21 protein-coding genes are annotated in these 25232 nt (G+C 38.0%); 10 read left to right on the forward strand and 11 right to left on the reverse strand.

The window, feature by feature from the left end; genetic code table 11:
• Positions 1 to 13 precede the first annotated feature (13 nt).
• A complete protein-coding gene (hflX, locus tag AC3B6Y_RS05035; protein WP_489790590.1) occupies positions 14 to 1300 on the reverse strand; it encodes a GTPase HflX in 1287 nt (428 codons plus the stop codon).
• A gap of 159 nt (positions 1301 to 1459) precedes the next feature.
• Positions 1460 to 2905 carry an APC family permease gene (locus tag AC3B6Y_RS05040; protein WP_489757037.1) on the reverse strand — a complete coding sequence of 482 codons (1446 nt, stop codon included), beginning with the start codon at positions 2903 to 2905 and terminating at the stop codon, positions 1460 to 1462.
• A 135-nt stretch (positions 2906 to 3040) separates the two neighbouring features.
• Here AC3B6Y_RS05040 and AC3B6Y_RS05045 point away from each other — a divergent pair, with 135 nt between their 5' ends.
• The 7 genes from AC3B6Y_RS05045 to AC3B6Y_RS05075 all read left to right on the forward strand — a co-directional run bounded on the left by AC3B6Y_RS05045 (position 3041) and on the right by AC3B6Y_RS05075 (position 10186).
• On the forward strand, positions 3041 to 3793 hold the full coding sequence (locus AC3B6Y_RS05045; protein ID WP_489757038.1) for an ABC transporter ATP-binding protein: 753 nt from the start codon (positions 3041 to 3043) through the stop codon (positions 3791 to 3793).
• A 257-nt stretch (positions 3794 to 4050) separates the two neighbouring features.
• Positions 4051 to 5856 carry an FtsX-like permease family protein gene (locus tag AC3B6Y_RS05050; protein ID WP_489790592.1) on the forward strand — a complete coding sequence of 602 codons (1806 nt, stop codon included), beginning with the start codon at positions 4051 to 4053 and terminating at the stop codon, positions 5854 to 5856.
• A gap of 167 nt (positions 5857 to 6023) precedes the next feature.
• The gene (locus AC3B6Y_RS05055) at positions 6024 to 7214 is read left to right on the forward strand and encodes an MFS transporter (protein WP_489790594.1); all 1191 of its coding nucleotides are present in this window, start codon (positions 6024 to 6026) and stop codon (positions 7212 to 7214) included.
• Positions 7215 to 7316: 102 nt separating this feature from the next.
• Positions 7317 to 8054 carry an amino acid ABC transporter ATP-binding protein gene (locus AC3B6Y_RS05060; protein WP_489757041.1) on the forward strand — a complete coding sequence of 246 codons (738 nt, stop codon included), beginning with the start codon at positions 7317 to 7319 and terminating at the stop codon, positions 8052 to 8054.
• Between the two features lie 11 nt (positions 8055 to 8065).
• A complete protein-coding gene (locus AC3B6Y_RS05065; RefSeq protein WP_489790595.1) occupies positions 8066 to 8878 on the forward strand; it encodes a transporter substrate-binding domain-containing protein in 813 nt (270 codons plus the stop codon).
• Positions 8878 to 9516, forward strand: coding sequence for an amino acid ABC transporter permease (locus tag AC3B6Y_RS05070; protein WP_489757043.1), 639 nt, complete (start codon positions 8878 to 8880; stop codon positions 9514 to 9516). The genes AC3B6Y_RS05065 and AC3B6Y_RS05070 overlap by 1 nt, the downstream gene beginning before the upstream one ends.
• Positions 9517 to 9529: 13 nt before the next feature.
• Entirely contained in the window at positions 9530 to 10186 is a 657-nt protein-coding gene (locus AC3B6Y_RS05075; protein WP_489757044.1) for an amino acid ABC transporter permease, read from the forward strand.
• Positions 10187 to 10426: 240 nt separating this feature from the next.
• On the opposite strand, the gene AC3B6Y_RS05080 is transcribed toward AC3B6Y_RS05075, so the two are convergent.
• From AC3B6Y_RS05080 to AC3B6Y_RS05090, 3 genes are read right to left on the reverse strand one after another with little or no spacing between them, the layout of a single operon-like run.
• Positions 10427 to 11281 (reverse strand): lysophospholipid acyltransferase family protein, encoded by an 855-nt coding sequence (locus tag AC3B6Y_RS05080; RefSeq protein WP_489774715.1) that lies wholly within the window; start codon positions 11279 to 11281, stop codon positions 10427 to 10429.
• Positions 11278 to 12234: a glycosyltransferase family 8 protein gene (locus AC3B6Y_RS05085; protein WP_489769254.1), complete on the reverse strand. Its 957-nt coding sequence runs from the start codon at positions 12232 to 12234 to the stop codon at positions 11278 to 11280. Before AC3B6Y_RS05085 ends, AC3B6Y_RS05080 begins: the two co-directional genes overlap by 4 nt.
• Positions 12231 to 13010: a 1-acyl-sn-glycerol-3-phosphate acyltransferase gene (locus AC3B6Y_RS05090; RefSeq protein WP_489790073.1), complete on the reverse strand. Its 780-nt coding sequence runs from the start codon at positions 13008 to 13010 to the stop codon at positions 12231 to 12233. Before AC3B6Y_RS05090 ends, AC3B6Y_RS05085 begins: the two co-directional genes overlap by 4 nt.
• Before the next feature lie 147 nt (positions 13011 to 13157).
• Here AC3B6Y_RS05090 and AC3B6Y_RS05095 point away from each other — a divergent pair, with 147 nt between their 5' ends.
• Positions 13158 to 14873 carry an ABC transporter ATP-binding protein gene (locus AC3B6Y_RS05095; protein ID WP_489790597.1) on the forward strand — a complete coding sequence of 572 codons (1716 nt, stop codon included), beginning with the start codon at positions 13158 to 13160 and terminating at the stop codon, positions 14871 to 14873.
• Here the strand turns inward: AC3B6Y_RS05095 and AC3B6Y_RS05100 are convergent.
• The 6 genes from AC3B6Y_RS05100 to AC3B6Y_RS05125 all read right to left on the reverse strand — a co-directional run bounded on the left by AC3B6Y_RS05100 (position 14870) and on the right by AC3B6Y_RS05125 (position 22198).
• On the reverse strand, positions 14870 to 15700 hold the full coding sequence (locus AC3B6Y_RS05100; protein ID WP_489769252.1) for a glycosyltransferase family 8 protein: 831 nt from the start codon (positions 15698 to 15700) through the stop codon (positions 14870 to 14872). The genes AC3B6Y_RS05095 and AC3B6Y_RS05100 overlap by 4 nt on opposite strands.
• 20 nt (positions 15701 to 15720) lie before the next feature.
• Positions 15721 to 16368, reverse strand: coding sequence for a TetR/AcrR family transcriptional regulator (locus tag AC3B6Y_RS05105; protein ID WP_489790598.1), 648 nt, complete (start codon positions 16366 to 16368; stop codon positions 15721 to 15723).
• Positions 16369 to 16582: 214 nt separating this feature from the next.
• Positions 16583 to 17254 (reverse strand): histidine phosphatase family protein, encoded by a 672-nt coding sequence (locus tag AC3B6Y_RS05110; protein ID WP_489757051.1) that lies wholly within the window; start codon positions 17252 to 17254, stop codon positions 16583 to 16585.
• A gap of 615 nt (positions 17255 to 17869) precedes the next feature.
• Positions 17870 to 18775 (reverse strand): proline-specific peptidase family protein, encoded by a 906-nt coding sequence (locus AC3B6Y_RS05115; protein WP_489769250.1) that lies wholly within the window; start codon positions 18773 to 18775, stop codon positions 17870 to 17872.
• A 205-nt stretch (positions 18776 to 18980) separates the two neighbouring features.
• Positions 18981 to 21497 carry a hypothetical protein gene (locus AC3B6Y_RS05120; RefSeq protein ID WP_489790600.1) on the reverse strand — a complete coding sequence of 839 codons (2517 nt, stop codon included), beginning with the start codon at positions 21495 to 21497 and terminating at the stop codon, positions 18981 to 18983.
• A 140-nt stretch (positions 21498 to 21637) separates the two neighbouring features.
• Positions 21638 to 22198: a TetR/AcrR family transcriptional regulator gene (locus AC3B6Y_RS05125; RefSeq protein WP_489757054.1), complete on the reverse strand. Its 561-nt coding sequence runs from the start codon at positions 22196 to 22198 to the stop codon at positions 21638 to 21640.
• Between the two features lie 702 nt (positions 22199 to 22900).
• On the opposite strand from AC3B6Y_RS05125, the gene AC3B6Y_RS05130 reads away from it, so the two are divergent.
• Complete coding sequence (locus AC3B6Y_RS05130) at positions 22901 to 23953, forward strand: lipoyl protein ligase domain-containing protein (protein WP_489790071.1); 1053 nt, start codon at positions 22901 to 22903, stop codon at positions 23951 to 23953.
• Between the two features lie 331 nt (positions 23954 to 24284).
• On the forward strand, positions 24285 to 25220 hold the full coding sequence (gene hdcA, locus AC3B6Y_RS05135; protein ID WP_489757056.1) for a histidine decarboxylase, pyruvoyl type: 936 nt from the start codon (positions 24285 to 24287) through the stop codon (positions 25218 to 25220).
• Positions 25221 to 25232 lie beyond the last annotated feature (12 nt).

The raw sequence follows: 25232 nt of genomic DNA on the forward strand, positions 1-25232 counted from the left end.
CGAAGCGTAAAAATTAACTCAGAGGAGCCGGCTTTTGGGCACTAGGTAATCTGAATTTTTGGAGAAGCTTTTTTGCTGCGGGCGCGACTTTGAGTTGGTAGTAGGTCCCAGTTGTGGTGAAGTATTTATCGATAATGGTGAGCTGTGTTTGGATATAATTATCCATTTTGCCGTTAGTGTAGGGAATCAGCACAGCAATAGTTTGGTACTGCGCCGTCAAAAATTGTTCAATCAATTGTAACAATTGCCCAATATCGGCCGGATTTTGAGCGCTATAACGAATGGTATTGCGATTCATAGTCACGGCGTTGGTCTTCGTTGTGACTAGATCTAGCTTGTTATATGCGTAGATCATGGGCTTTTGGTTGATGCCAATGGCTTGTAAGGTTTGTTCTGTAATTTGGACCATTTGTTCATGGTGAACATCAGCGGCATCAATGACCTGTACCAATAAGTCGGCATCTTGAGCTTGAGCTAAGGTTGATTTAAAAGCTTCAATTAAGTTGTGGGGCAGTTTACTGACAAAGCCGACGGTGTCAGATAATAAAAAATTAGTTTGGCGCGGTAATTTAATTTCCCGCACGGCTGTATCTAACGTGGCAAATAATTGGTCTTTGACTAAAACCTGTTTAATCGTTTGTTGTTGAACATAATCTAAGATGGCATTTAAAGTGGTTGATTTACCAGCATTGGTATAACCTACCAGTGCCACTTTAGGCAGGCGCGATTGTTGTTGGCGCTGGCTTTGAACTTGTAGTGCGGTGTGCAGATGTTGTAGTTCATGTTTTAGTTGGGCGATTTGCTGTTGAATGGTACGGCGGTTTAATTCTAATTGGCTTTCACCGATGCCACGGTTAGCTAAACCACCACCACGTTGTTGATCTAATGGGTTGCCAGACGGGTGAATGCGCGGCAATTGGTATTGCAGCTGGGCAATTTTTACCTGGAGTTGGGCTTGGCGGCTATGAGCTCGTTGATTAAAAATTTGGAGAATTAGTTCCGTTCGGTCTAAAAAATTTAACTGCGTCAATTTTTCCAGATTGCGTAACTGAGCTGGGGTGAGTTCATCATTAACAATGATTAACTGAATAGCTTTGCGGTGAGCTAATTGAATAAGTTCTTGAATTTTTCCTTGACCAAAGTAAGTTTGATGATTAATTTGGGCCATATTTTGGGTCAGTTGAGCTTGCGGTTTTAAGTTGGCCGCCAAAGTTAATTGCTTTAATTCGGCCATCGAACTGGAAAAATCACTTTGAAATTGGCTGACACCGATCAGAATAACGGGTATTAGTTGCTGCATAATAGACCTCCTGTAATTTAAGAAAGTGGGCTGATGATTTCAAATACTAATCTTAATATTATCTATTTTAGCTAAGATAGCTCATGGTGTATATTGAAGTTCTACTAGTTATAACTAAAAAAAGACTGATGTTAGTCAGTCTTTTTTTAATAGTAAAAATTATTCCAAAGCCTTTTTTTGTTGATGGCGGGCAATCATTGGTAAAATGGCACCGATTACTAGCATGACCAAGGGCTCAATAATATTTAAAGCTAAAACCTGATAGAACGTGGCAGTACCCGGTTTTTCATCAACGGGCCAAATGCCGAGTGTCGCAAAACCAAAGGTGATGGCAAAACACCAGATCCCTACCGCAACAGCTAATTTATTATTTTTAATAAAGACAAAATCGGAAGGATACTTTTTATCGTGCAGGCGCACTAATATAAATGAAGAAAAGAGAAAACATGTAGTATACGGAGAAACAATACCGTTCAGATTTAAGAGTTGATTAAAAATAGAGTTCATATTCGGCAAGGTAGCGCTGGCGACCATTATAAAAGTACAGATGCCAGTCGTTAACCAATAGCCGTTAATCGGTAAGCCCCGACTATCTAATTTAGTTAAGCTCTTTGGTAAATATTTTTTCGCCGTATCGGATAAGAACATGCGCGTGCCCGCATCTAATAACACAGCCAATTGGGCCATCATATAAATGGCTTGGGTAATTGCAAAGGCGTATAAGAAGAACTTACCTAAGCCAAATTCAGCACCCATTTTTTGAAAAGCATAATAAGAACCGTTCATTTTTAGATCATTCGGTAAGTGATGGGCATTGAAGAAAATTCCTAGTGAAAATGAACCCAGCACGGTTAAGAAGCCAGTCATAATTGCTAACATCCACATGGCTTTAGGAAAGTCTTTTTTGCCGTTTTTCATTTCGGTTACATAAGGAGCCGCAAATTCACTCCCGTTCATGGCAAAAATAATTAACGCAAATGATCCTAAGTATTTCATATCGACATGCGGTAAAAAGGACTTCCAAGTAAATGGTTGGGTATGTGGTGCACCACCGTGTCCTAAATAGACAAAGGTCATGATGACATATAAAACCGTCATAATAAACATCGCGCCCCCACCGATAATACTGAAGAACTGCAGGGAATTTTTAAAGCGGTGTTCCAAGAAAATAAAGATGGTAAAGATAACGGCAGTTAATAAAGCAAACATGGCATTACTCATTTTGTTAGATAGTGAGTTGTTACCAAAAATCAACCAGCCAAATGAAACAACCATTGAGTTAGCAACATCTACGATATAAGGCAAACCTGAGACCCAATAAGTCCAGGCACAGATATAACCCCAGAGATCGCCACTAGTATGACGAACCCAAGAAGTCATGCCGCCACCATCATGGCTAAAGACGGATCCCAGATGTCCCACAATCATCTCGTAAGGGACGACAAAAACAAATAACATTAAAATCCAAGTAGTCACCACGGCTAAGCCTTGGTTTTGAAAGTTATAAATAATATCATCAAAGCCGATGACTGTCACAAAATCCATTAAAGCGACTACGGGCCAGCTAATAAATTTTTTACGATCAGGGTCTAAATCTTCAAACATGATCGTCCTCCTCCAATTAATCAAAAACGTAAATAGTATACGCCAAAAAAGGTTTGACGCAAATATATAATTTATTGTACAATGCTATTTACCATATAATATAACATAATAAAAAATATTGCTGTGGAGGATATTATGACACCAGTTGTAGAATTAAAAAATATTCAAAAAGTTTATGGTCAGAAAAATACAGTCGCCACTCCAGTTTTAAAAGATATTAATTTGCAAGTAGATGCGGGTGAATTTGTGGGGATTATGGGTGCTTCTGGTTCGGGTAAGACGACGTTATTAAATACGATGTCGACGTTAGATCGACCAACCAGTGGTACGGTGACAATTAATGGTCAGGACATTACGCAGTTAAAGGGGAATCAATTAGCTGATTTTCGAGCGCGGCAAATTGGCTTTATTTTCCAAGACTTTAATTTATTAGATAATTTAACGGCTTTTGAAAATATCGCCTTGCCTTTATCCTTACAAAAAGTTAAACCGCGACTGATTCAACAAAAAGTACAGCTAGTTGCGCAAAAGTTAGGCCTGAAACAGTATTTAAAACATTATCCTAATCAATTATCGGGTGGGCAAAAACAACGCGTTTCGGCGGCTCGGGCCTTAATTAATGATCCAGCCTTGATTTTAGGTGATGAACCCACTGGTGCTTTAGATTCCAAAAGTGCGCGAGCTTTACTAGATACACTGACTAAAATCAATCAAACGGATCAAACTTCTATTTTAATGGTGACACATGATCCATTTTCAGCCAGTTTTTGCCATCGCATTTTATTTATTCGCGATGGCCAAATTGGTTTGGAATTAAAGCGGCAGCAAGCCACACGGACGGAATTTTATCAGCAAATATTAAATAATTTGGGTACTTTTGTGGAATAAGATTGAAAATAAAAATTTTCAATAGGAATTGAGCTGCTCTCAAGGTTATTTAACGACACACAATCTTTAAGTACAAAGCAGCCTAAGTGTTAGTCCGTTTCTTTTACGCGGCACTTATCGCAGTATTTGATCTAGCGCTCCAAAGGCAAGAAACTTGTGCCTAACTACGCCTAAGAACTAAAGCCTAAACCAACTTTAGTCTTAGTCTAGGTTAGTGCTCAGTTTCTGAACAGCCTTTGTCGCAGTAGGGAGGAATTATGCTTCATAAATTAGCTTTAAGTGGAATTAAACATCGATTGAAAGATTACGCGGTATTATTTTCGGGGTTATTAATCTCGGCCGCCATTTTTTATATGTTTCAAGCGCTAGCTTTGAATCAAAAGTTTTTAAAAACTAATTCTCCAATTGCCGTGACGCCAATTGTCTTTCAATTAGGAACTGTCTTATTAGTAGTGATTACACTTATCTATGTTTTATATGCGAATAACTTTTTGATGAGTATGCGCCAAAAAGATTACGGAATGTTTTTGATGCTCGGTGCCAGACCGAAGACTATTCGTCAACTAGTCATTCTGGAAACGATGTTGATTGGCTTGTTTAGTTTGCTTAGTGGTATGCTGGTTGGTTTAGGCTTGACAAAATTAGTTGCTCAAGCCTTGGCACACCAACTTCACACCTCATTAACTGGATTTCACATTTTCTATGGTCCAGCTTTATTATCAACGATCATTGTGTTGGGCTTAATCTTTTTATTAGCGGCTTGCCAAAACAGTTGGAAGATTAGTCATACACCAATTTTACAACTGGTAAAGCCAGCAAGTCCGCGAATTAATCCACGGTTGAATGCTATTTCAGTGGGACAGGTAATTAGGCTAATCTTGGGACTAGTTTGTTTAGGCATTGGTTATTGGATGATGGGGTTAGTTAGTCAACTGGCTATTCTAGCGTTGGCGGTATCTTTAATTGCGGTTAGTTTCGGAACTTATCTGATTATCAATACTTTGTTTCGAATTTTATTAAACCATTTGCGAAAAAGCCGGTGGGCTTTGCAAGGCTTGCACGAATTTACGTTAGGACAATTGAATTTTCGAATTGCTGATTATACAAAAATTTTAACGATTGTGTCATTGCTCTTTTCGTTGGCGTTGGGAGCTTTGAGTGTGGGAATGAGCTTTCAACAAAATGTGCGGACTGTCACTGATCATGCCGAGTATTACGATGTTACGGTCAATAATCCGACACATCATGAACAGCAATTATTGCACCAATTAAAACAGCCCCAACAAACGCGTTATCAATATAAAATTCAGGCGGGACAGGTCTATTTGGTCCGACAACAATTACAACGACAACCGTTTAAATATTTATTAACAAATAACCAAAAAGTGACCACGCTGACCCCATCGGCTAAGCAAATGCAACGTCCAGAATCAGAAGTGGGGAATCATTTACAACACTTATTAATCCCACAGGGCTTAGAAAAATCTTTACGTTGGGTGGATCAAAGTGACTTTGATCAAATTAAGCAGCCTACTAATCAATTAATTTTGGTGAAAACTAGTGATTTTTATCAAAATACCAAAGTCGTTGGGAAATTAGTCGCTGCGCAACAAAGCCGGTTTCCAATGTTAAAGGATCAGGGAGCGATGCCGAAATTTTTGACTTACCAAATGATTAACGAAATGTACAGTGGCTTAGAGTTTATGGGCTTTTTCTTAGGCTTTGCCTTTTTAGCAATGCTAGCCAGTTGCTTGATGTTTAAAGTCTTATCAGGAGCTAATCAAGATCGCCAACGGTATGTCATGTTACAAAAAATTGGTACTCGAAAAAAGTTATTAACAACTTCGATTCAACAAGAATTGGCCGTCCTCTTTGGTATTCCGGCTGGCTTAGGCATTATTAACTTGTTATTTGGGTTGCGCTTATTCAAACCGCTGTTACGTAATCCCTACCAACACTTGTGGTGGCCAATGATTATTTTTATTTTGTTATATGCGTTGTATTATTTAGTAACAGTTGGTTTATATAAAGTCATTGTATTGAAGAAAAATAGTTCGGATTAGTTTTTACAGAATGGAAACAATATCCAAGTTCAAATGAATCAGTAGACGCAATTTAGTGGTTGGAGCACAATAATAGTAAATAATGTTGCCTAAGGTGGGAAATGTTAATATTATTGTTCCAACCTTTTTTGTACCAGAAAAAATAATTTCTTTTGGAGAACCACTTTATGAAAGTTCAACGTAAAATCTTGGCGAGCAGCCTCTATTTAAATTATGTTATTCACGGGATGGGTGCCATTATGATTGCCCAAAATGCCACTAGTCTGATGCATTATTGGCAGACTGACTTGGCAGGCGTTGCTACCGTGATTGCCAATATTGGAATTGGTCGTTTACTGACGCAATTATTAGCAGGTCAACTATCTGATCATTTGGGCAGAAAAAAAATCATTCTATTAGGAATGGTTTGTTATGCAGGTTTTTTTGGCGGTTTATTAATTAGCTCAACACTGTTAACAGCTCAGTTAAGTGCTCTCTTGGCAGGTGTCGCTAATGCGTGTTTAGATGCCGGAACGTATCCGAGTTTAACGGAATTATTTCCACAACATGCCAGTAGTGCCAACGTGTTATTAAAAGCCAGTATGTCTTTGGGACAATTTATGCTACCGCTATTGGTGAGTTGGTTGACTTTGCATCAACAATGGTTTGGTTGGAACATTCTTTTATGTTTAAGCTTAATGTTTTGTAATGGATTCGTTTTATGGGCCATCAATTGGCGCCAATCAGTGCCTCAAATATCACCATCGACAACTAAAAAGACTGCTTTGTTGCCGGTTAAAGCAACGACTTTTGATATTGGCTTATTAATTAGTTATGGCTTTTTGGCCCAAGCAACGTTTTATTTAGTAAGCCAGTGGTTAACGCGCTTAGGGCAAACAGTGGTTCACTTAACAACGTCACAGGCTCAAGCATTAATTAGTTACTACAGTCTAGGATCGGTGGTGTGCGTTTTGCTGACCGTCTGGTTGACCCAACACGGCGCGAAAACCCTTAGCTTGATGCTCGTTTATACATTATTATCAGTTATTGCTTTAAGTCTGCTCTGCTTTTTTAATAATCAGGAGGTCTGCATTTTAATGTCTGGTTTAATCGGCTTTAGTGCTGCTGGTGGCGTCATGCAGTTAGGATTGACATTATTATTAGAAGTTTGGCCGCAACAAAAAGGTTGGGCCACGGGACTTTATAACTCGGCGGGCGCTGTGGCAGCAGTGGTGATTCCGTTAGTTACGGGACGCATGACGCAAAATATTCAGCAAATTTTCTTCTTAGATTTAATACTGGCCACCTTAGGTTTTGCAGTAGTTTTGACGTTAGCTTGGCGGTTTCGGCGATGGGATTATAAAATTAAGAAAAATTAATTATAAGAAAGACTATTTTTAATTTGTCCTTAGAAGAGTATAATTGAAAAAATAGTTTCTAGACAGAAGCTATTAGGAAACAAGTTTGAAAGAGGCGATAACATGTCAATGATTGAATTTCATAATGTCCAAAAGTATTACGGACAGTTTCATGCATTGTACGATATTAATTTGGAAATTGATCAGGGAGAGACGGTAGTTTTAATCGGTCCATCTGGCTCAGGAAAAAGTACGCTAGCGCGAACGGTGAATGGACTGGAGTCGATTCAAGAGGGACAATTAATTGTCAATAATCATGATCTTTCATCAGACCAGACTGATTTAAATATTTTACGCCGCGATGTTGGCATGGTTTTTCAACATTTCAACTTATACGCGAACAAAACAGTTTTAGAAAATATTATGTTGGCTCCGAGAATTGTCAGCCATATTCCAGAAGCTGATAACAAAAAACAAGCCATGAAATTATTAGAAATGGTTGGTTTAGAAACGAAAGCTCAAAATATGCCGAGTCAAATCTCGGGTGGTCAAAAACAGCGGGTGGCGATTGCCCGCTCTCTAGCTATGCGTCCGAAACTCTTATTATTTGATGAACCAACTTCGGCGCTAGATCCAGAAATGATTGATGATGTTTTACAAGTTATTAAAAAAATTACGTCTGATAGTGATATGACTTCTCTAATCGTGACCCATGAAATGGGCTTTGCTAAAGAGGTGGCTAACCGCGTTATTTTTATGGACGCCGGGCGCATTGTGGAAGATGATGACACGGAGTCATTCTTTAAGCAGCCGAAAACGCAACGGGCACAACAATTCTTGAGTAAGATTATTACACATTAGGAGGAACCGCGATGAAAAAGAAATTTTGGTTGTTCTCCTTATTATTAGGGATTGTATTCTTAAGTGGTTGTGGTCAAAAACTGTCCAGTCAATCGGTTTTACAAAATGATCGTCAGTCGAATACCATTACTTGGGGTGTCAAAGGTGATGTGAAATTATTTGGCTTGATTGATGTACGTGACGGGCAGCAAAAAGGATTTGACGTTGATATGGCCAAGCACATTACGAAGCATATTTTAGGCCCTCATGGCCACGCCAAATTTGTCACGGTTACCTCGCAGTCCCGGGTACCATTACTAAAAAATGGTAACGTTGACGCGGTCATTGCGACCATGTCGATTACACCGGAACGTGAAAAAACCATTGATTTCTCACATTCTTATTTTGATGCTGGTCAATCGTTGTTAGTTCCCAAAAATTCTACCATTAAAAATGCGCGTGACTTAAATCATAAAACCGTGATTGGCGTAGTCGGTTCTAATTCAGTTGATAATATCAAAAAAGTTTCACCGAAAGCTCGCGTCGTGGAGTTGCAAGATTATGCCCAAGCAATGAATGCTTTAAAGTCGCACCAAGGTGATGCATTAACAACCGATAATGGGATCTTGTACGGGTTAGCTGTCGAAAATCCCGGCTTTGAAGTGCGGGGCGGCACGTTTACTAAAGAACCGTATGGGGTGGCAGTTAACAAGGGTCAAAAGTCCTTTACGAAGGCCGTGGACCGTGCGGTGACAGAAATGCAACGTGATGGTGAGTATAATCGTTTAATCAAAAAATGGTTTGGTAATGTGCCGGGGTTTAATTATAAGGAGCTGTATCGATAATGATTAATATTTTTACACATTACGGCCACCAACTATTAAGCGGCTTTGGTTGGACCGTTTTATCAAGTATCTTGGCCTTGTTTTTTAGCCTAATCATTGGTACATTGTTTGCCATTATGGAAGTGGTGCCCAATAAAATTGCCCGGGTAATTGGCAAGGCTTATGTGGAAATTTTTCGTAATATTCCGTTATTAGTAATTACCATGTTCTTTTATTTAGTTATTCCGATGTACGTTGTAAAAATCAACGGTTTTACCGCGGGGACCATTGGCTTGACGTTATATACTTCCGCTTTTATTGCCGAAACCATTCGCTCGGGTATTCAGTCAGTTTCGACAGGCCAGATGGAAGGAGCCCTATCAGTAGGGATGACTTATTGGCAAGCAATGCGTTATATTATTTTGCCGCAAGCTGTCAAAATTGTGATTCCTCCTTTAGGTAATCAATTTATTAACTTAGTTAAGAATTCGTCTGTTTTGGCGTTTGTGGCGGGCTTTGATTTAATGTATCAAGCTAATTCGATTGCTTCCACGACTTTTGATACCATCAATAGTTATTTGGTTGTGGGGGTTTTGTATTTAATAATTACGTTGCCATTGAGTTATTACATGCAACATTTAGAAAAGAAACTGGCTTAGGAGGTGACCATCAATGCAAAATTGGATTCAAGCTTTTTCATGGTTGAACCTGCGTTTCTTGTTAATGGGACTTTGGGTGACAATTTATATTTCCGTGATCTCGGTGGTATTAAGCTTTATCTTTGGTTCCATTTTAGGGATTATTCGCTATTCTAAAATCAAATATGTCTCGGCTATTTTTGGTTTTGTGATTGATATTATTCGCAATATTCCGCTTTTGTTGATTATTTTCTTCACTTATTTTGGTTTGCCTAATTTTGGGTTAAAGCCCGATACCATCGTTGCAGCAATTATTGCGATGACGGTTTTCGAATCAACGATGATTGCCGAAATTGTTCGTTCGGGTTTGAATGCGGTTGATACGGGACAAATGGAAGGCGCGCGCTCAGTGGGGATGAGCTTTTTGCAAGCCTTGTGGCATATTATTTTGCCGCAAGCGTATAAAAAAATGATTCCGGCACTGATTAGTCAATTTGTTTCTTTGATTAAAGATACATCGTTAGCCACAATTATCGTGGTTCCTGAAATGATGCAACATGCGCAAGTAATTTATGGACAAAATGCCAACTATATTTTGCCCATGTTTGCCGCATTAGCTGTGTTATATTTTATCGTTTGTTTCAGCTTATCATTATTAGGTAATCATATTGATAAGCGCATGGCTGGTTAACAGCAAAGACTTTGACCAGTACCTATCTAAAAGCTAAGGATTAACAATTAATTTCGACTTTTGACTTGGTGGCTGATTCGTAGTTAGATGATACTTGGAGACTAGATCAAATAAGTTTAATGTCCATAAATCAAAAAAGGCTTGGAACTTAAGCAATTAGGATCTAACAATATTCAAAAAATGTTTGAATATTGAGATCGTAAGCTTTAGTTCTAAGCCTTTTATAATGTGTATCTTTACTTAAAGGTAATGTCCCGCAATATCTGTGTCCTCAAACTCAGGTGTAAATGGTTTTTGATAGGCCTGTTCATAAGCAGCGACCTTTTGTTGGTAATCAATTTGTCGCATCTGTTCAGACGCATCACTGATAGATAGATCAGGATCCGCATGAATTGGCTTGAGGATCATTAATTGATACTTAACAGCATGTGAATCCTTGGCAGTTGGTGCGTCAAAAATTGCAATAAAACAAGAAAGAATAGGAACATGATTTTTAGCCGCATAATAATAAGCACCGCGTTGGAAAGTGCGCGGCTTACGATAGTTAAACCACATTTCACTTTCGGGAAAAATCAATAAGGGTAATTTTTGTTGCAAACTGTGAGCGACCAACTGTTGAAAATCTTTTTTCATATAATTGAAGCTTTGGCTGATAGGAATGGTATCGGTATAGTTCATCAGATATCCTAACAGTCCGGGCATCTTCAAGTTGGTAGGCTCAATCACAATGGCCATTCGCTTAAAATGCAATCCTTGGCGGACCAATAAACTGTCGATGGGGTTAAAATGATTGCAAGTAATGACCGCAGGCAATTGTAAGCCGGTTAAATTATGTTGGTTTGTTACTTGAAGATTGCTTTTTAAAGTCGCTGCCGCTAAGTTCATGATATGGCGGGCCGTAGAATTATTCAGCCGATATTTCCAAGTTGGTAACAGTTGTTCAAATTCGTGAATGGTTGCCTGTTCGTCAGCTAAGCTCATGACGGGATCATTAACTTCCACTTTAGCAGTTAAAGCGTGCTGTTGAACGTTATGCTTGATGTTGTCGATGACCGGTTTTCGATCACCAATATCAATAAAATGATCAATCATCATAAGGCGATCTTCACTCCTTGCTGGGCACGAGCATGAAAAGTATTAGAAGTTTTAGCAATTTGCACAGCTAAGTTCATTAATTCGTCAGCATTTTTTTCATCTTTTTGAATGGCTTGAGCATCCACACTATGCAGTTGTTGTTGTAATTGATCATAATACGGTGTTGTTTGGGCGTATTTCCAAAAATATTCTTGTCTGGGGGCATCTTGGTAGTACCAAGGTTTGTTGAATAAGTTCCAGTGGATTAAAGCAGCTGGTGTCTCCTCAGGAAAAGTTACCATTACGTTCCAGGTGGAATCTAGGTACATAATTTTATTCTTAGCGATAGCATTGAGATAATCTTGATCGGGAGCTAAGCTACGAAAATGGTATTGATTTAATAAGTTAAAGAAATGATCAGCAAAATGATTATCGCGTAAGGCCTGTAAATCCATGAGTAAAACGCCCGAATTGATATATTTATCACCGGCAACGCCAATAGCCTCTTGAGCGTAATTAAAAGTTTCTGGATTTTCCACGATGAAGCGATCAACGGCTGCGCCGATCCAGTTGTCACCTAATGGCAGATCAAATAAATCCGCAATATCATGATTGATAGCAGTATCGGCATCCAAGTAAATAGCTTTGTCAAATTGTGGAAATAATTCTGCAATAAATAAGCGGAAGTAGATGGTATAGGTGAAATAATCGGCACGTAACTTGTTATTCGTATCCGTAATTTGTTTTTTGATTTGCTCGGTGATGGAAACAAATTCTAACTGAATATTTGATTGGACTAAGGTACGGAGTTTTTGTTGGTTAGTCAGTGATAAGTCATCACACAAAACGATAATATGATAATTTCTTTCAGGATTGCTGTTTTGAATTAAGGAATTTATAGCTACAGCTAGATAAGGTGCGTATCTGTCATCGACAGAAAAGAAAACGGGAATTTCTTGATTAAGATTTGTCATTGTTTGACGAAGTCCTTTCGTTGTTGGTAATTAATGTATTGACAATTACTCTGATGACTGCGAGTAATCATGGTTTTGCGAATTTGTTGATACAATTGGAATTGCCTTTGCTTGGGCAAAAGTTGCGAAGCAACCGTAAAAGGTCCATCAGTATAAACAATTATTTGTGGCCGCTTGAAGTAGTTAGCTGATTGATAGGTCACGGTTAAGCTAAAACTGGGTTTATTACAAGCGGCGGGATAATGAAAGCTCGTGGCGGTAAAGGGCCGAATTTCAGTAAAGTACGGCCAAACATGGGCTTCTGGATAAATAAAGATGAGGTGGTGCTTGTTTAAGTGATATTTAATAGCTTGATTAAATTGATTAAATTGCTTTTTACCATCAGGGATGATTAACGCGCCGGCAAATGTCAGTAATTTACCGATAATTGGCAATCCGAGATTGGCTTGGGAGCAGATAATATAAGGCCGTTTGGGGAAAGCCGCTAAAAAAGGCAAGAAAACATCCCCTAAAGGCTGAGTATGATTACAATAGACAACACCACCTTTCTTGGAGTTTTGGCGTAGTTTATGTAAATTTTGAAATCTTAAATGTAACCAACCATAACAGTATATAATGCTAATAACAACTACTAAATAATAAAATAATTGTGAAAAACAGCGGTAAAATAAATTATGATGAATCCAACGATGGTTAGCTGGTAATTTGGCCGCTTGGTTTTTAGAAGTAACAACATCGTCTTGATAAGACTCATAGTAAATGGTTTTCTGAGTCATAGTCCATCCTTCCTAGTAAAATAATGGCTTTACTTATGCTAGCTGGTTCGGTTAATATTACATAGAACTCTTTAATTTAGCAATCATAGGAGTAAAATTATGTCATTTTTCAATAGTAACAAATTAAGAGATAGTTATCATAATTTGATGACTTTAATACATAAAATTAAACCGCACTATTGGCAATTACTCCTTGGCATTGTGTTAGGGGCGGTTTCGATTGTGATCCAATTAATTGTGCCCATGATTGCTAAACAATTAGTGGCAATGGTACAAAAATCTCTAGCACACGTGGATGTAGGTTTAGTGGTCTTAGGCGGTGGGCTGTTTTTATTGAGTACTTTGATTGGGGCTTTTTCAGGCAGCTTTTTGGGCTTTTTTGGCGAAGAGGTGGTCTTGAAATTACGCTTAAAATTGTGGGATAAGTTGTTAACGGTACCGGTAGGTTATTTTGATCAAAGACAATCCGGCGAAATTGCGTCACGAGTCATTAATGACTCCAACCAAGTTAAAGAGTTGTTAGCTAATTCTTTACCCAAAATGTTAACTTCTTTGTTGCAGTTAGTCGGGGCTTTGTTATTTATGCTAGCGATGGATTGGCAATTAACGCTGATTTTGTTTATTGCGGTCCCGTTATTGATTTTGATTTTATTACCAGTGTTTCACCGTTCCACCAAAATTGCGGGGCAACGGCAAAGCTTGTTAGCACAATTTAGTGGTAAAGTTAGCGAAATGATTAGTGGCATTACCTTAGTTAAGGCTGATAACGCCGAAATTCAAGAATATCAGAGCGGTCAAAATCAATTACAGCAATTGTATCAGGTTGGACGTAAAGAAGCCATTTATGATTCTATTGTCGGTCCTGTCACGGGCATTATTATGTTAGCCACGGTCTTTAGCATTTTACTTTATGGTGAAGTGCGGATCAAAAATGGTACTTTGGATTTGGGAACGTTGTTGGCCTTTATGATGTATCTAATTCAATTAATGGTCCCCTTTACGACATTAGGGCAATTCTTAACGGATTTAGCCAAAGTGGATGGTTCCACCGATAAAATTCGGGAATTGTTAGATGAAGGAGCAGAAAATTCACACAGTGGGCAAAAAATTGATTATCAACGGCAAAAAATAACTTTTGATAATGTGCAATTCGCTTATCCGGATGGCCGGCAAGCTTTAGACCAAGTAGCGTTCACGATTAAACCGCAGACGACAGTGGCATTTGTGGGACCTTCAGGTAGCGGCAAGTCTACAATTTTTAACTTGTTAGAAGGTTTTTACCAGCCCACCCACGGTCAAGTCAGAATTGGTGAAGTCGATTTAAACCATGTTAACTTGACTTCTTGGCGTCAGCAATTGGGTTTGGTTGATCAAAATTCAGTAGCCATTACTGGCACAATTCGGGATAATCTCACTTATGGATTATCAAAACATTATACTGATGAACAGTTATGGCAAGTATTGGCGTTAGCCAATGCGCGCGAATTCGTCCAACAAATGCCCCAAAAATTGGCCACGCCAGTGGGAGAGCAAGGAACGAATTTATCCGGTGGCCAACGTCAACGTTTAGCGATTGCGCGGGTGTTTTTGCGCAATCCCAAACTGCTATTACTTGATGAGGCGACTGCCAGTTTAGACTTAGAATCTGAAAAATTAATTCAACAATCACTGCAGCAATTAATGATCGGGCGCACGACACTCATTATTGCTCATCGACTCAATACCATTATTCATGCTGATCAAATCTATTTTATTAAAAATGGTCAAGTTCAAAGTTCTGGGACGCATGAGGAGCTATTACAAAATTATCCACCTTACCAAGCTTATTTTCAGGAACAATTTGGCACGTTGAACAAGCACTAGTTAATTAAAGCAAGATATTCTAAGTAAATATCTTGGTCATTCGCAGTTAAATCTAATTGGAAAACCTTGTCAGTTTCCCAGGGTTTGACACTAACTACATGAATAACTGGTAACAATTTCCAATTGGTAGAAAAATGTTGAAAGATCGTGGCTTCGTTCACGCCATGTTGTTCATTGTATTTAGTGGCGGCGAAGCGTTTGGTGCGCGCAAATTTGTTGATGGCTGATTGATCCGGCATAATTAATTTATGTTTGCGACAATAAGTGCGACATTTGGCAAAGAGACCGGTCTGACGAATTTTTTGCATATTAAGTAGTAACATCCCAGAATTGAGATAATCAAACTTCTGCCATTGGTAATGGAAAAACCACCGACCGTAATAATCTAAAACGCCCACTAATTCGGTATCACGCAAATCTTGATCATAAAAATCATCAAAAGCATGGTGACAAATAACATCAGCGTCTAAATAAAGCAAACGATCGGGGATTTCTGGAACTAAGTCAAGATATAGTCGCAACATACTGTAAGGTGTAAACATGGTATTCAAGTTGGCCAACGGTGAATAACGGTTAAATAGGTCGGTTAAATCGATTTTGGTTAGCGTATGCTGCGGATTTTTGTCATGTAAAACTTTCGTCAAAAAGTTTACATGTGCAGTACTCAAGGCTTGAAACTGATGCTTTTTGTTGTAGAGCGAAGCAGTAATAATATAAAAATGACACGGTGTTGGTTCATGTTTAGCAATTGATAACATGGATAATAAAATACCATGAAACATGTTATCATCACCACAATATAAAATATTAATCTTTAGGACCTCCAAATACTTGACATCAAAAATGCTTAGTGGTTATTGACGGTTAAACCGTCAGTGATAAAAGTGATTAAATGATTGACCTCAATGGTTTGAGACCACTTTTTTTGGGGAAACAAAACATAATGTTCGACAAAATAACCCAACATGGTTGTGATAATAAAGCGAAAAATTTCAGAATTTTGCCAAGTGACAATAGTTTGCCGCTGCTTTAAATAATTAATTTCGGCATTAAAATCTTGAATAGCTTCTTTAGGAAAAGAACGTAGCAGCTCTTGGCTTAAAGTGGGGTTCGTGCTGAGTTCGTTGAGATAAATTTTAGTTAACTCGGGATTTTTTTTGTAAAAATCAATGCGATTATGAACAATTAAAGTAATGAGTTCTTGAAGATTGGCCGTGTGTTTCTGCAAAACGGTTTGAGAAAATTCGCGAATGACGTCGGTAAAAATTTGCTGCGCCATCGGCTTTAAAATCGCGGTTAAAATTCCACGCTTATTCGTGAAATATTTGAACAGCGAAGCTTCGGATACTTGTGCTTGTTGAGCAATTTGGCGAGTGCTCGTTTTGTTAAAGCCTTGTTGTGCAAATAATTCAATCGCACTTTTAAATAATTTATACTTCGTATTGGTAAACAACTGGGCTTCAGGAAAGAGCGTGTATAAAGCCCGATCTTCCATAGGGCTACCTCCTGATAATATAATTTTTGAGTAATTACTCAAAAATCAATGAGTAAACACTCACTAACTAATCCTATTTTACTATAATTTATTTTGAACAGGAGTCAAGTGAAAATTTAAGCAGATAAAAAGAGTTAAATTTCTAAAGTAGAAACTTAGAAATCTAACTCTCAGGTAAGATTGAATAGATAATAAATTTGGGACAACTAGATAATTAAACTTCGTCTGCGGTAAAGAGATTTTGGTTATAGCTGGTTACGGTATTTTGACCATCTTCACGCACTAAAGTCGTTAAACTAGCATTAGCCGGTCCACGATCAACATCAAAAGAGCCATCACTATAGCGTTGAGCTAAAGAACGAATGGTGGTGCCATGACTGATTAGTAAGACTTTGGCGCCATCAAATGCGAGGTGATCTAAATCATTAAATCCCGCCTCTAATCGTTGCCAGTACTCCGTGGAATCTTCAGCGTCATGAAATGGATCCGCAACTTTCATCCAGTCTTTGGTTTGGTCCAACCCCACTTTTTGGGCAGCGTCGTTATAACTGGTATAGCCATGAGGCGTTAAAATCATATGCCAAGCTTCGTCAGAGTTCATTCCCTCAAAGTAACCATAAAATTCTTCCCGGAAGCGGGATGATTTTTGAGGAACTAGTTGTTCATGATTAACATTTTCAGAAATAATGATGCGACAAGTATCAATGGCTCGTCGCGCATCAGAAGAAATGGCAAGATCAAACGGAACATCTTTTAGTTGTTGAGCTGCTTTTTCGGCAACAGCAGTACCTTCAGTTGTTAGTGGGCTATCAGACCAACCTTGCATTTTATTGTAGTTGTTAAACCAGGTGCGGCCGTGACGGATTAAATAAACTGTGTATTTCATTTCACTACCTCCTGTCAATTATTGTACTCGTTTTATGAGAAAATGGCGGAGTTGTTTTAATGATGACATTATTTAATTTAATGAATAAAATAATTACTTAGCTTGAATTTTATACTACGAAATTCAGCTAACTATTGAAAAATTTCGCCTAACAACAACTAAGGACTCAAGTTAAAGTTCAACTTCAGTCCTTAGTCTAGGTTAGTTTTCGGTTAAAAACGTTTTTTGTCGCGATGTTGATTTAGCGCTCCAAGTAGCAGAAGTCTGCGTCTAGCTACAATAAAGGACTCAAGTTTAAAAATCAAAACTTAAGTCCTTTATCTAAGCTATACTCAACTTCTAAACGCTACTTGTCACAGTGATTGATTTAGCGCTCCAAAGGGCAAAAACTTGTGCCTAACTACGCCCAAGTCCTAAAGCTAAAATACACTTTAGTCTTGGTCTAGGTTAGTGCTCAGTTTTTAATCGCCCTTTGTCACAGTAATTGATTTAGCGCTCCAAGTAGCAGAAGTCTGCGTCTAGCTACAATAAAGGACTCAAGTTTAAAAATCAAAACTTAAGTCCTTTATCTAAGGCTATACTCAACTTTTAAACGCTGCTTGTCGCAGTGATTATTTAATCGTTGAAATTACCGGATTCCACATCTTTAATAAACTGTTTCAAATGATCAAAGTACACTGGTGCGTTGTCGATCATATGATGATGACCACCGTTAGGCGTGGTTACTAAGCGAGCATGTGGAATTTTTTCCTGCATAATTTTTGCAGATGATAACGGCATAGTTTCGTGTTCACCAAAAGTCAGCAAGGTTGGAACTTGAATTTCGTGCAAATGTTCGCGAAAATGCCATTGACTTAATTTACCAGTCACAACAAATTCATTGTCGCCTTGGAAAACGTTGTAAACATCAGTTGCCATGGTTGATACTAAATGTCGGATGGCTTCAGGTTGTTTGCGATCAACGTATTCGGCGTTCAAAACGTCAACATAACTTTGGTAGGTAGGGTCATCCAGTTTGTTTGCTTGTTCAATTTGCTCCATGTAGGCTACTTTATCAGGGCCGAGGCAATCTAAACGGCATTGGTTGACATGTTTAACATAGTCATCAATTTCGTCCACCATACTAGAAATAATAGCGCCTTTTAAATGTTGACCATATTTGGCAGCATATAATTGAACTAACAAGCCACCCCAAGATTGGCCGATTAAATAAAAATTATCAAGACCTAATTTTTGACGGACTTCTTCAACTTCACCCAAATAATAATCATACGTTAAATATTTTTCGGCAATTTGGGGATCACTGTAATCTGGTTGGTCAGAATAAAATGAACCTAATTGGTCGTACATCGTAACTTCGACACCTAAATCGGCCAATTCATCACCGAAGTTTTCCCAATATTCATGGGTACCACCGGGACCACCGTGTAAGCATAATAATTTAATATCACCGTGACCTACGGTGCGTGTCCATAAATGGTAACCATTATCTAAGGTTAGAATATGTGTTCCTTGTTTCATGCAACTCACTCTTTTCTGAAGTAATTACTTCTATCATAGCAAATTTTGCCTAGTTTAGACATACTATTAATTTTTTGAAAGTAAGCAAGGAACCCATTCTTTGAAGACCTGATGAAATCAAACCACTTGGTCTCAGATTAATTGGATTAACCTTGGATTAAGTGATGGTTCCGCTCAAAATTAAATACTTCTCAATTTTACTAACTCATAATGAGTTCGAGATGGTCCAAGTAACAGTTTGATTAGCCTGGCCTGGTTTTTGAGCATTAACCGGTACTACTAATTTCCATTTTTTAGGCTGGATTAAGGCAGAAAAATCATAAATATACTGATAATTAACATCAGTTGTTGGAGCTGGCGATGGTGATGGCACAGGTAGCAATGTTGGCGTTGATAAATCCTGCCATTGATTGGTTTGATCTTTCAAAAATAATCCACCAGCTAATTGCGCATTACCCTGGGCTTGAACCAAAAATCTAGAATTAGAATTTAATTTAACTCCACTTTCCACTGTCAAATTAGCATCTAACTCTGGATTTAAGAATTCGGTTGCTTCTCCTTTGTAATGTGTCCCAAAATCAATACTCTTCGGTACGCTTAAGCGGGTCAGATTTTGACGTAAGATTGTTAAAGTGTTTGGGTTTGAAGCAATTGCTTCACCTGAGTCTAAAGTACCAGTCACATCAACTGTCTGACTTAACTTACCATCAGACTGATCATCGGGTGATTTTTCCGCGGTTCCCGTAATGGTTACCGTTATTTGATCACCTGCCTTAAAAGCAGTTCCATCACTTTTAGTAACGTTAACTTGAGAAGGCCAAGGAGAACCTTCTGTTTGTTGATAAGTTACTTTTAAGTCATTAGTATCAGAATTATCCATTGTCGCTGCTACATGGCCACTAGCTGTTAATCCTGCACTAACACTAGGAATAAAGTGAAGTTCCGATACACTATCAGTAACATCAGCATTAATCTTGTAGTGTATATGAAAATCAATCGTATCCCCCGGTATATAATGGTTTGCTGGTAATTCTTTGTGAGTTTGGTCTGAGGCATCTTGTGTTAATTCGGCCTGAAATTTATGTGATAATGGGATACTAACCTGTGGTCCAGAAAAGTCCTTAGTAGGATTGCCATCTAACTTTTGTTCAATAGCTATTGCTTTAGGAGTCGTCGTTAAAGCTGGTCCACTAGCAGAATTCGAAATAGTTCCCAAAAATGTTAAAGTTGCAGTTTGATTATCTTTTAAGTCTATGGCATCAGCATTACTTAACTGCAAACCACGATTAGCAGCATTATAAGTGACAGACTTAGTTGTACCATTAGCATCAGTTAACTTAAAACTGCTATTATCTACATCTATTCCTGCGGGTACTAAATCGGATAAGTTAGTTGTCTTATACTCACTATCTTTACCATCATTTCCTAAATTAACAGTAAACTTAATTTTATTCCCTGGATAATTTTTGCCGTCTGATCGGGATTCATTTTGCCAATTTTCTTTTAGCCATGGGTTGGAAGAAGAGCTAGCACCCACCCCAATATCCAATGCATAATGTTGCGTTTGTCCTACTGGTAAAGTAAATTGTGGCCATAATACAGCATAACCTGAATCAGGATATTCGATTTTACCGTTATTGCGGTTTTTAATTTTCGGTAACAATATCTTACCTGCTGAATAATTATAAATCTCTTGTCCAGTAACATTTGTAAAATTCGGTCCCTTAAAAACTGGAGTTTTATCACGATTAACTGCATTACTAAGACCTGTTGGGCTATAGCTAAACCGATCACTATAATCTTCAGCTAACCAATGCGCTGGTCCATTTGTAAGATCAAAATTAATATTTAACCGATGATTAGGTGATTCCAGATACATACCACGATTATCTCCCAAGGCATAAACTGGTACTCGATCTGGAACATAGTTGCCAATCAGCGCACCATTTTCTAATTGTGTATCCTCATGTTCACCAATAAGGTAAAGCTGTGGTGAACTAGAAATGTTTTTTACATATAATTCTTGAGCAACATTCCCATTACGGTAGGGGGAACGCCGCAAAATTTCTTCAAATTCGAATGAATCGTTAGAATCACCATTAGTACAATACCCCATGACTTTAACCGCTTGTACGGCACCACTACTATCTTTAGATACAAAATAAGTCGGTTGATGACCATACGTAAGTAATGCTGTATACATTAATGAGTTCGCCCCGCCCCCCTGAAAAAGAACGTAATCCGAACTAGTTGAAGGTCCCTCAGTTGCACCGTGACTAAAGGCTTGAATGTTATTTGGTGTACCATTAGAATTTAAGCCATCTTGCAGAAAAATATTAGAATTTGAAGTAATTTGTCCGGAAAATTTAGTTGCCGACCAACTACCAAAAGTAAAGCCCATTTTAACTGTTTTGCCGTTAATAGCCATAGGATTAGTATAACCAATCTCCAAGTTATTTTGCGGTGCTGACCAAGTTAAGCCATCATCAATATCAGTAGCTTGTGGAGGATTCAAGGTGAAATTACTAACTGTCATAACGGGCGTTTTTAATAGTTGTTCATTAGGTAAATTCATTCCTTCAACTTGCTTAACAAGAGCAGCTGATGGTTCTTGTTTAGCTGTTGCTAAAATGGTTTGACTTTGAAAACCATTGGCGAAGATAATACTGATAACTAAAGAAATTAATGTTAATGCTACATTAAAGAAAGATTTTTTACTCATTTTTTTCTTTACCTTTTTTGTTATGGTGATTTAAAAGTAATAAATTAGCCGTTGTTGTTCTTACATAAAAAAAACAGAAATTCTAGATAGTTTTTAGTAAAAACGGGATGCTTTTTGACCTTTTATTCAATTTCAAAAAGTTAGTTCTCTAAAATGTGATTATAAGCACGTGTAAAACACTGCGCCAGATAACTAGGTGGCTCTGGATTTTCTTTAGCCAGCCAAGTAATAATGACAAAGTAAAATCCTCCCGAAGTAAAAGTTTGTAAATATTGGATCTCTGCTTGTGTACCTTGTATATGAGTTGGTAGTTTAAAATTATCGTATATGTCGCTAAACTTATCATTCCAAATCTTTAAAAAATGGTAAGTTAAATTTTGCTGAATCAAAATTTTAATGGTTGCGCGTTTATCCCACCAAAAATTGAACAGATTACCCAGAAATTGTTCAGCAGTCAAATTTTTTAGGTCTTCTGCTAAAATCACTTGACAATATTCATAAAAATCTTGTTGACAATGCCAATCAATTAAATCCCCCTTATTAGCAAAAGCGCGGTAAAATGTCCCTCTATCCAACGAAGCATTAGCGGCAATTTCTGTGACTGTGATGTGCGAATAATCCTTTTGAGTCAACAGTCGGAGAAATGATTGCCATAACCATTGACGTGATTGTTCTTTAGTAGTTTGTTTTTTACCATTCATCGTTCACTCCTCAAGTAATAATTTTCTTTTCATTTTGCTACATGAGTAATTATTAACCTAGGATTCATAAAAAAGAACAGTTCACAAACAAGTGCTACAAAAGCGGCATTTTGTGGTATATTACTTTAATCAATTTATTTCAAAAATATTGCAATATTTTTTATTGCTTTTTTACTAATTTATTTGATGGTTGTAAAACGATTGCTATCAAAGATATTTAGTGAATGAGTACCAAGTTCTGCAGCCATATCGGTAGTTGACTAATTATCACAGTAATGAAGCATCTTTAACAATTTTTGATAATTATTTTTTTGGTCTGGAGATGCAGTTTTTACCATCATTTCAATATTAAGAGCCATCAAATTTAACTATGTAACTGACGACCAGAAAAACCTTCTGAAGTAAATTTAAGATTTGATTATTGCATAAATTTGGAACAAGCCATAGCAAATTGGGATCAATTGTCACTAAGTTGTAGTTAAGTCTATTCCCAGCAGCTCGAAACTTTCGTGCTGCCATAGTTCACGCTTGCCGAATAATGCGCGCTCGGCTGTTGAAAATAAAGGGTAATGTGTTGTTTTTGCAGATGTTTATTAAAATTTTGATAATTTATTAATAAATATCAGCTCAGTCTGATTGAAAAATTAGAAGCTTTGTGCTAATAATAAATGTTAGCGATTACAAAAAAGTGAGGAAAAAACAGTGTTATATATTGATCTAGCTAACAGAGGAGTTGATTGTCAGAATCCGTATTTAAGTCAAGCAGTGATTGAATACTTAGAAACGCAAACTAAGTTTGGTGATGAAACACTCATTGGCTTTACACATTCTTCACAACCAGCGGTCACTTGTGGAGTTAATCAAAATGTTTGCGCAGAAGTCAACTTGGGTTACTTAAAGAACCAGCAATTTACTTTAGCGCGGCGCAGTTCTGGTGGCGGTGCGATCTATAGCGACGCTGGGAGCTTAACTTATTTTTATGTAGATAGTGATCGGGGAACTAATTATCAGCAGTTTGATTTGTATGCCCAAACGATGCTGAAAGTTTTGCATGAATTAGGCGTACCCGCAATTATGAATGGTCGAACTGATCTTACGGTGGCAGATCAAAAGTGTTCTAGCCTGTCCTCTGCGAGAATTAAGCAACGGTTTTCTTGTGGTGGCACCTTAATGTTGGATGTTGATATGGCTCAAGCCAAAGCAGCTTTACAGCATGTGGCGATCAAGGGTGTTCCCTCAGTTCAACGTCGAATTACTAATATTCGGCCTTATTTGAAATCAAAATATCAAGATATTACTCGACAACAAATTCAAGACTTATTTTTACAGATGGAATTTCAAACGACTGATTTAACAGCATTTCCAACTTATCACATGACAGATGAAGACTGGCAAGCGGTAACTAAATTGGCAGCTACTAAATACAGTACGCCGGAATGGATTTATGGTTCACAGCAAACCGGAGCCCATTTTCATGCACGCCACTTCGCTAATTTGGGGACAATTGAATTTGCGTTTACTGTGCAGCACGACGTGCTGACGCAAATCAAAATTTATGGTGATTTTGCGTTGGCTTCAGGAAATTTGCAATTGATTGAACAGAATTTAATTGGGGTTTCCTTTCAGTTAAAGCCGTTAATTGATGCTTTTCAACAAAGCAATTTACCTGAAAATTTAGGCGCTTTTCAACCAGCAGCGTTAGCCAAAATTTTGCTGGAAGAACAATATGCGATCCAAATTCCTACATTCCAATAAATTATTTTGTCTTGACGGAGTTTTTAATTAGTACACAACTTCTCAGTTATTTTGTTCCACTTCATTTTAAAACAGGAATGCTTGTCCAAGCTTTTGCTTGGGTGAGCATTTTTTGGTCTAAAATGTAATGGTTTTTCATTGATTTACATATTAAATAATTTGATAATCAAGTCTAAAAAATGCATACTTATTGCTTATAAAATACCATGCGGCTATTTATTGTCAAATAATAGCACTTATATAGCTTATTTCTTGCTAAAAAAATTAGAGCCTTTTATGATTGCCCTAGAAATTAATTTTCATAATTTGAAACATTGATGGGGGTTATCAAATGGCAGAATTAGATTTAAAACTTAACCAAATGGGGATTGATCGGATTGCAATTAGTCCGTATACCAAGTATTCACGAGGCTACATGGAACCAGGAAATCTGGGGAACGGTTACGTCACCGGAATCAAAGTTGATGCTGGTGTGCGTGACAAAACCGATGATGATGTTTTAGACGGTATTGTTTCCTATGATCGGGCAGAAACCAAAAACGCTTATATCGGACAAATTAATATGACAACAGCCTCAAGTTTTACTGGGCCGCAGGGGCATTTCTTAGGATATGACTTGTTGCGCAATCCGACGGTTGATCAAGCAGAGCCATTATTCAGTGTGGAACAGTGGGATGGCAGTCGATTACCAATTTATGACGCTAAACCATTACAAGATTCTTTAGTTGAATATTTTGGCGTCCGCGATGAACGTCGCCATTATCCAGCACCGGGGAGTTTTATTGTTTGTGCTAACAAAGGAGTGACCGCTTCGCGTCCCAAAGCTGACCAAGCCATGAAACCCGGACAAGGTTATGGTGTTTGGTCCGCTATCGCAATTTCGTTTGCGAAAGATCCAGAACATAATTCTAGCATGTATATCGAAGATGCTGGCGTTTGGAATACACCTAGTGAAGCTGAGCTGAATGAGTTTTTGGCACAACGGCGCCGCGCCATTGCTAAATCAATTGCTGCCTGTGGTCAAGATGCTGACACATCTTTTGCTAGTTCGTGGATTGGTTTTGCACATACGATGATGGAACCCGGGCAAATTGGCAATGCTATCACAGCGGCCCCCTATTTTTCCTTACCAATTGATGCCATTCCTAACGGCTCATTACTAACGCCAGATAAAGATATGGAAATTATGGAACAACTGACTTTGCCGCAATGGCTAGACCAAATGGGCTATGAATCCATTGTAGAAACTAAACAGATTAAGTATTAAGGGGAGGAGGAA

The organism is Bombilactobacillus sp. ESL1092 (assembly GCF_058107465.1).

Bases quoted from the DNA above. Each gene is read 5' to 3' on its own strand.
- hflX (WP_489790590.1), bottom strand. From the start codon at position 1,300: ATGCAGCAACTAATACCCGTTATTCTGATCGGTGTCAGCCAATTTCAA.
- AC3B6Y_RS05040 (WP_489757037.1), bottom strand. From the start codon at position 2,905: ATGTTTGAAGATTTAGACCCTGATCGTAAAAAATTTATTAGCTGGCCC.
- AC3B6Y_RS05045 (WP_489757038.1), top strand. From the start codon at position 3,041: ATGACACCAGTTGTAGAATTAAAAAATATTCAAAAAGTTTATGGTCAG.
- AC3B6Y_RS05050 (WP_489790592.1), top strand. From the start codon at position 4,051: ATGCTTCATAAATTAGCTTTAAGTGGAATTAAACATCGATTGAAAGAT.
- AC3B6Y_RS05055 (WP_489790594.1), top strand. From the start codon at position 6,024: ATGAAAGTTCAACGTAAAATCTTGGCGAGCAGCCTCTATTTAAATTAT.
- AC3B6Y_RS05060 (WP_489757041.1), top strand. From the start codon at position 7,317: ATGTCAATGATTGAATTTCATAATGTCCAAAAGTATTACGGACAGTTT.
- AC3B6Y_RS05065 (WP_489790595.1), top strand. From the start codon at position 8,066: ATGAAAAAGAAATTTTGGTTGTTCTCCTTATTATTAGGGATTGTATTC.
- AC3B6Y_RS05070 (WP_489757043.1), top strand. From the start codon at position 8,878: ATGATTAATATTTTTACACATTACGGCCACCAACTATTAAGCGGCTTT.
- AC3B6Y_RS05075 (WP_489757044.1), top strand. From the start codon at position 9,530: ATGCAAAATTGGATTCAAGCTTTTTCATGGTTGAACCTGCGTTTCTTG.
- AC3B6Y_RS05080 (WP_489774715.1), bottom strand. From the start codon at position 11,281: ATGATGATTGATCATTTTATTGATATTGGTGATCGAAAACCGGTCATC.
- AC3B6Y_RS05085 (WP_489769254.1), bottom strand. From the start codon at position 12,234: ATGACAAATCTTAATCAAGAAATTCCCGTTTTCTTTTCTGTCGATGAC.
- AC3B6Y_RS05090 (WP_489790073.1), bottom strand. From the start codon at position 13,010: ATGACTCAGAAAACCATTTACTATGAGTCTTATCAAGACGATGTTGTT.
- AC3B6Y_RS05095 (WP_489790597.1), top strand. From the start codon at position 13,158: ATGACTTTAATACATAAAATTAAACCGCACTATTGGCAATTACTCCTT.
- AC3B6Y_RS05105 (WP_489790598.1), bottom strand. From the start codon at position 16,368: ATGGAAGATCGGGCTTTATACACGCTCTTTCCTGAAGCCCAGTTGTTT.
- AC3B6Y_RS05110 (WP_489757051.1), bottom strand. From the start codon at position 17,254: ATGAAATACACAGTTTATTTAATCCGTCACGGCCGCACCTGGTTTAAC.
- AC3B6Y_RS05115 (WP_489769250.1), bottom strand. From the start codon at position 18,775: ATGAAACAAGGAACACATATTCTAACCTTAGATAATGGTTACCATTTA.
- AC3B6Y_RS05120 (WP_489790600.1), bottom strand. From the start codon at position 21,497: ATGAGTAAAAAATCTTTCTTTAATGTAGCATTAACATTAATTTCTTTA.
- AC3B6Y_RS05125 (WP_489757054.1), bottom strand. From the start codon at position 22,198: ATGAATGGTAAAAAACAAACTACTAAAGAACAATCACGTCAATGGTTA.
- hdcA (WP_489757056.1), top strand. From the start codon at position 24,285: ATGGCAGAATTAGATTTAAAACTTAACCAAATGGGGATTGATCGGATT.